Here is a 6,112-nt window from a genome sequence, read left to right as displayed (position 1 = left end):
TTATAAGCAATTAACAATATTTGAAAGTTCGTTTTCGTTTATAGACCTCTTTTTCTTTCTTTGCGTCCTTTGCGAAACCTTCCTTTGCGCTCTTTGCGGTTAAATCTTTATACCTTTAAAAAACTTGTAAGCGTTCAGGTGGTGTAACAAAAGGAGATGTGGAGATTAAGGAGATAGGGAGATATTATTAAAAAAATTGAAATTAATAGAAACTAATAGAAATTTATGGAAATTTGTTGTTTTCCACAATCAATTTCTACCTATTTCTATAAATTTCAATCTATTTCTATTATCTTATCTCCATATCACTCTTATCTCCTTATCCCCTTTCTTACACTTTTGATATATAGCCTGAACGGTTACAAAAACTTGAACATCGAGTTATAGGCAAATTACAGACACGAATCCCGAATACGATTAGCTGGATTTTCCGTGTTTCATCTGTGTGCATCCGTGGCTGAACAGTTACGAGAATTGAGGAGGTTGAACCGTCTCAATTTTTCCCTTGACATCTCTTTTATCTTTATGATAACCTTAATATCATTATGAAGTATGACAAACAAGATTTATTAATTATCTTATTTTTAGCCGTATCCATATTTATATTCCTTTCTACCTTACTTTTAAGTGATTTTATCTTTTATTTTAAAGACTTCTTTAGATATTTTTATCCAACCCGATACTTTACTTCACATTGTCTAAAAGAAGGTATCATCCCCCTCTGGAATCCTTATATTTTTTGTGGCATACCGTTTTTAGCCCCTCTCCAATCCCAGCTTTTGTATCCTTTTTCATTTATTATCTATTTTCTGCCAATTAACCTCGGCATAAAATTATTTATTGTCCTTCATATATTTTTAGCCGGATTATTTACCTATTTTTTAATGCAAGACTGGGGACAAAGTAAGGAATCTTCATTAATAGCCGGGATTGTTTATATCTTTAGTGGATATTTTATCTCGGTGTATGACATATTGAATGTCCTTGGGGCAATTACCTGGATTCCTTTTATCTTGTTATTTTTTGTCAAAGGGGGACGATATGTAATTTGGTCTGGCATAGGAATAACTCTACAATTCTTATCTGGAGAACCAACTACTCTCTTTGCCACTCTGTTAATCTTGCTGTTGTATTCACTTACCTTGCTCAAAAATAGAGGGATACCTCGAATTATCCTTGTTGGATTCATTGCTTTGGGTTTGAGTTCATTCCAACTATTACCATTTTTAGAATTAGTTTCCCAATCAAATAGGGCCTCAGGAATGAGTTTTGAAGAGGCAAGCCGTTGGTCGTTAGCCCCGTATGAGCTTGTTGATTTACTTATACCTATGTTTTCCTACGCGATGACCTCAGCTGGCATATTTAACTATATTCAAGGACTGATTGACTCAATTTATCTCGGAATAATACCACTTTCTCTTATATTTATCGGGATATGTTCAGGTCGGCTATTTTGGGGTTTTATCTTCATTAGTTTTATCCTGCTTTCATCAGGAGAGTATTTCCCTCTCTATAAATGGTTATATAGATTTATTCCGGGGTTTAATTTGATGCAGATTCCGGTAAAATTTTTTGCCATCGCCACATTTGCCGGGGCTTTATTAGCTGGATTTGGATACGAACACTTAATTAAGTCTAAAAAGATAAAATCATTTTTAGTTGTTTCAATACTTTTATTTATTGGCTTGATATTAATTCAGATAAGATTTCCATTAGTTAATATTTTTGTGCAGACTATTTTATTAGCCCTGATGAGTTTATTAGTCTTGTTGGCAAAAAGACAATCTATCACCTTAAATTTCCTCTCCATAACCATCGTTTTGCTTATTTTAAACGATTTATTAATTGCTGGTGATGATTTGAATCCTATGGTGAAAGAGAGTTTCTACCAACAAAAACCAACAGTATCAAAGTTAATCAAAGGTTATTATCGGATATTATTATCACCAAAGACTTCAGGTTTCTTTAATTATCACTCGGGACCAATTGACCCTGAGATTTTACCCCTGGCACATGAGGCTATTATCCCTAATCTGTGTTTATTTCATAAAAAGGTATTTGATGCTAATGGCTATGAGTGTATAGTTTTAAAAGATTACAATAATTTGATGAGAATTATCTCAACAGGTGAACATGGACAAATACATAAGTTACTTAATTTATTGAATATCAAATATATAATTAGTAAAGATAAATTAATCGGTGAAAAATTAAGATTAATAAAGGATGGCAAAATAAAGCTCTATGAAAATCCAACCTGTCTTGAAAGGATATTTCTGGTGTCTCAGGTAGTAATTATTAAGAATAGGGACGATATTTTACGCCGGATGTTGAGAAAAGACTTTGACCCGGCAAAAGAGATAATCCTGGAAGAAAATATTGAATTTAAAAACCAAAAATTCAAAATCAAAAATCCAAAAATTATAGATTATCAACCCAATAAGGTTATTATTAAAGTATCTTCGCCTTGTGATTGCTTTTTATTCATAAGTGAAACCTATTATCCAGGCTGGAAGGCGTTTATAAATGGTCAGGCAACAAAGATATATCGTGCTAATTATATTTTTAAGGCAGTGTTTGTGCCAGAAGGAACACATGAGGTGAGATTTGTCTATTTCCCATTAAATTTTAAGATAGGTTTGGGAATAACTTTGGTTAGTATTTTATTATTAGTTGTGTATGCTGTTACTTCTTTTCAATTTCATCAAAGACGATGCGGGTAATTTCTGGGATTTTATTTTGTAATTCTGGACTAAGTGTAAGACTCCATTCTGTTTCTTTTGGCACAATCCCGAGAATAACAATCTCGCGGGGTTTTCTGGTAAATAATTCGAGCATCTTGATTGCCTCAATTAATTCTTTTTGATGCAGGGAGGAGATATGTTTTGTGGTCGCCATAATTTCATTTACACTTAATCGAAATGTAGTTCCTGCTTTACTTCCACCTTTGACGGCATCGATTAGAATCACCTTATCTATACCTTTATTCATATAATTCATCAGGTCGAGTTCACCGGTTCCACCATCTACCAGGTCTATATTATCCGGTATATCCATTTTTTGAAGTGCCTTAATTATATGGACGCCAATGCCCTCATCTTGAAGCAGGATATTGCCTAATCCAATAATCATTATTTTCGGTTTAGGACCACAAGGTATTGATTGGGTATATTCAAAATCTATATTTTGCTCTTCCATTCTTTTACCCTCTATTTTATTTTAACACATTGAAGCCAAAATTGTCAAGAGAAAATTCTATTAAACTAAATTCGTAACCGTTCAGCCACAGAGGCACAGAGTTCACAGAGAATTAAGGGAATTAGCCACAAATGGACACGAATTAACCTCTGACATCCCATAAATGTAGTGCGAACCTTTAGGTTTGCCTTCCTGTTTGCCAGAAGCGAGGCTAAAGCCTCGCACTACAAATCTTTCCACCTGTGAAATAGGAATATGTTGATCGTGGTTAGTATAAGAAGGGGGATAAGAGAATAAAGGAGTAAGCGTTCAGCTACTAAAAAAAATAATTGTAAAATGTAAAATGAGCAATTAAAAATTTAAAAGTCAATTCTGTGTTCTAGCAGTAAGAACTGCTCCCCAATTATCTTACATTTCATCCATCCTTTCATTTTACATTTTTCATTGGACATTGCCCATTGGACATTATTATTAGATATCTTGCAATGACCTGAACGCTTACAATTTTGTTTTCCCATGTCGACCTATTTCACAGGTTGAAATCTTTTTGTGCATTCGTGTGCATTCCTGTTTATTCGTGGTTATATATTCCCTCTGTGTTCTTTGTGACTCTGTGGCTATATCTCTGAACGGTTACAAATCTATTTACCAGAAACAGAAAATTTCCTTTTTTTGTGCATTTCGGGTCTTTCGTTGTTTATTAATCTTTTAATACGGACTTTCGACTAACTGTTTTTAAACTTTTTTTTAAACACCGAAAAATGCGAAAAAAAAGATATTTTCCTCTCTCTTTCTCTGCGTCCATCTGTGGCTGAATAGTTTTAAACAACGAAAAATGCTAAAAACACGACACAGGTATTCTTTATTTTTCGCACATTTGTGTGTTCTAATCCCAATCAATTTAGTATTTAGAAGACAATGAGACAAAATAGGAATTTCTAAGGTCAGAAGCAGGTTGGTAGGCAAAGTCAAAACTCAATTTAGGGTGCTTTATGCCAAAGCCTGCGGTGAAACCCAGAACCTTCATCCTGTGGTCATCCCTTATACCCAAGCCTGATGGCTAATACCTTTTTGTAATCATACTCACCACCAATTCCAATGTATGACTTGTTATCATTTGGAATTGTGCCATCTAAGACAAGGGTAACCGGGGCATTCGAAAGTAAGTATGAAAGCCCTAATTTTAATGATAATGGAAGGGAGTCTGAGTCTGTTCTAAACTTTACCTTTGGTCCAACTGGAGTTTCGTTAATTTAAGGAGTCATTGAGGCTATCTGAATCCTTATCAATCTGTTTATTTTGCTCAAAGATGGCAAAATTAGGCTCAAAAGCCTGATGATTTTTTTGCAACTTATCCTTTGAAGTTGAGTTGATAAAAAATGCTTTACCTATTTTCTTCCCTTTGTGTCCTTTGCGTTACTACTTTGTGTCCTTTGCGATTTATCCTTTTTTAATCGCAAAGAACGCAAAGAAATCGACCGCAAAGAACGCAAAGATTAAAGGTAAAAGGAATCATAGAAAATTCACGAAACTCCAGTTTCTAATCCTTCATAAAAAATATTATTTCATAATATTGTAAGAATTGACAACAAACTTTTGCAGGAAATTTAATGTATAAATCTACGAATAAACACAAATAATATTTAAGATATTAAAATTAAAGAAGTTAAAGATTAAGATTGTTTATTCTTCTGCCACAAAAATCACAGTTAAACATTTCGCTCCTACGGAGCTGAATTCTTTAAGGATTATCATAGTCTACAAATATATCACTCCTAACGGAGTTTATAAAATATATTCAGCCCTGTAAGGGCGAGATGTTTATAGATTTATCGTCTCAACATCAAATTGGCTCCATAGGAGCAATATGTTTATTGAGAAAGTTATAAATATTTTCGTGCAAAAGTTTGTTGTCAAGTATTTTTTTTTAAATACTAAAAATATTCGTAGGCACACTTTTAAAATATATTTTGGTCGTATCCTTTTGATACTCATAAACTTAAATCCGCTTTTCAGATGATTTTTAGGGGGAAGTTCCATTTTATCAATGAAATAGGCATTTTTCACCTCCTTGAAAATTTTAATATAGACTAAAGACCAAATAAAGTAATACAAGCATCCTGCTTGTTCTTAGTGTTCCGCTGTGGTTTTAGTGCCTTAGTGTTTTTTTATTGTCTCGCTAACCTTACCACTTTATTTATCTCTTCCTTTGAAAGTCCGGTTATCTTAGCAATCACATCAATATTAAATCCCTCTGAATACATAGCCTTAGCAGCCTCTACTGCTTTCCTATATTCACCTTGCTGTATCCCTTGCTGTAATCCTTGTTGCATTCCTTGTTGCATTCCTTGTTCTATCAATTTCATAGCGGTAGTCATTGTTGCTTCACCCCCCTTTCTCGGAAATCTTCTTCACTGCCTCTACTACCTCTTCTACTCCTATCTCGGTGCTACTGTAAATATACCGAATAACCCCTTCCAAAAATTTCAAAGAAAATCAGAAAATCGGGGGACACAATACTAATTAAAAGGAAATAAGTATTGTGTCCCCGGAATTCCCGGAATTCCAAGTATTGTGTCCCCGGAATTCCTTAATTCCTTGGGTAGAACTTTGCTAAAGTCAGTGGATAATTGGTGTCAGGTCTGATTTTCTTAAATTTGGAAAAGCGTGTTTGAGAAAGATCTGAAAAAGGGGAAAATGAGACTTGACACCAATTTCTACCAATTGAAATTTGAGTTAATTATAACTAAAAACTTTATAGAAGTCAACTATATTTTTTGAAAGACAAATTAAGGAAGGAAAATTTAGTCAAAAATAGGTGGTATTTTTACCACCTTTTGGAACACGGATGACACGGATTTATTTTTTTAGTAATCGGATTTAGCAGATTTAAGCAGATTAAAAAGGGGAAATC

6 protein-coding genes are annotated in these 6,112 nt (G+C 33.7%); 3 read left to right on the top strand and 3 right to left on the bottom strand.

The annotated features are described in order from the left end of the window. The first annotated feature begins 225 nt into the window (after positions 1-225). Both AB1414_13725 and AB1414_13720 read left to right on the top strand, forming a co-directional pair. Positions 226-387: a hypothetical protein gene (locus AB1414_13725; protein MEW6608480.1), complete on the top strand. Its 162-nt coding sequence runs from the start codon at positions 226-228 to the stop codon at positions 385-387. Between the two features lie 158 nt (positions 388-545). Then, positions 546-2,723, top strand: a complete 2,178-nt coding sequence (locus tag AB1414_13720) for a YfhO family protein (GenBank protein ID MEW6608479.1) — start codon at positions 546-548, stop codon at positions 2,721-2,723. On the opposite strand, the gene AB1414_13715 is transcribed toward AB1414_13720, so the two are convergent. Then, complete coding sequence (locus tag AB1414_13715; GenBank protein ID MEW6608478.1) at positions 2,686-3,198, bottom strand: HyaD/HybD family hydrogenase maturation endopeptidase; 513 nt, start codon at positions 3,196-3,198, stop codon at positions 2,686-2,688. The genes AB1414_13720 and AB1414_13715 overlap by 38 nt on opposite strands. A 102-nt stretch (positions 3,199-3,300) precedes the next feature. Next, positions 3,301-3,438, bottom strand: a complete 138-nt coding sequence (locus tag AB1414_13710) for a hypothetical protein (protein MEW6608477.1) — start codon at positions 3,436-3,438, stop codon at positions 3,301-3,303. Between the two features lie 858 nt (positions 3,439-4,296). Between AB1414_13710 and AB1414_13705 the strand changes: the two genes are divergently transcribed. Next, positions 4,297-4,455 carry a hypothetical protein gene (locus AB1414_13705; GenBank protein MEW6608476.1) on the top strand — a complete coding sequence of 53 codons (159 nt, stop codon included), beginning with the start codon at positions 4,297-4,299 and terminating at the stop codon, positions 4,453-4,455. 911 nt (positions 4,456-5,366) lie between these two features. Here AB1414_13705 and AB1414_13700 read toward each other — a convergent pair. Further along, on the bottom strand, positions 5,367-5,576 hold the full coding sequence (locus AB1414_13700; protein ID MEW6608475.1) for a hypothetical protein: 210 nt from the start codon (positions 5,574-5,576) through the stop codon (positions 5,367-5,369). Between the last annotated feature and the right edge of the window lie 536 nt (positions 5,577-6,112).

The organism is bacterium (assembly GCA_040755795.1).
GTDB lineage: Bacteria > UBA9089 > CG2-30-40-21 > CG2-30-40-21 > SBAY01 > JBFLXS01.
Note: the sequence above shows the minus strand (reverse complement) of the source record. Positions and strands in the feature narration are given on the sequence as shown.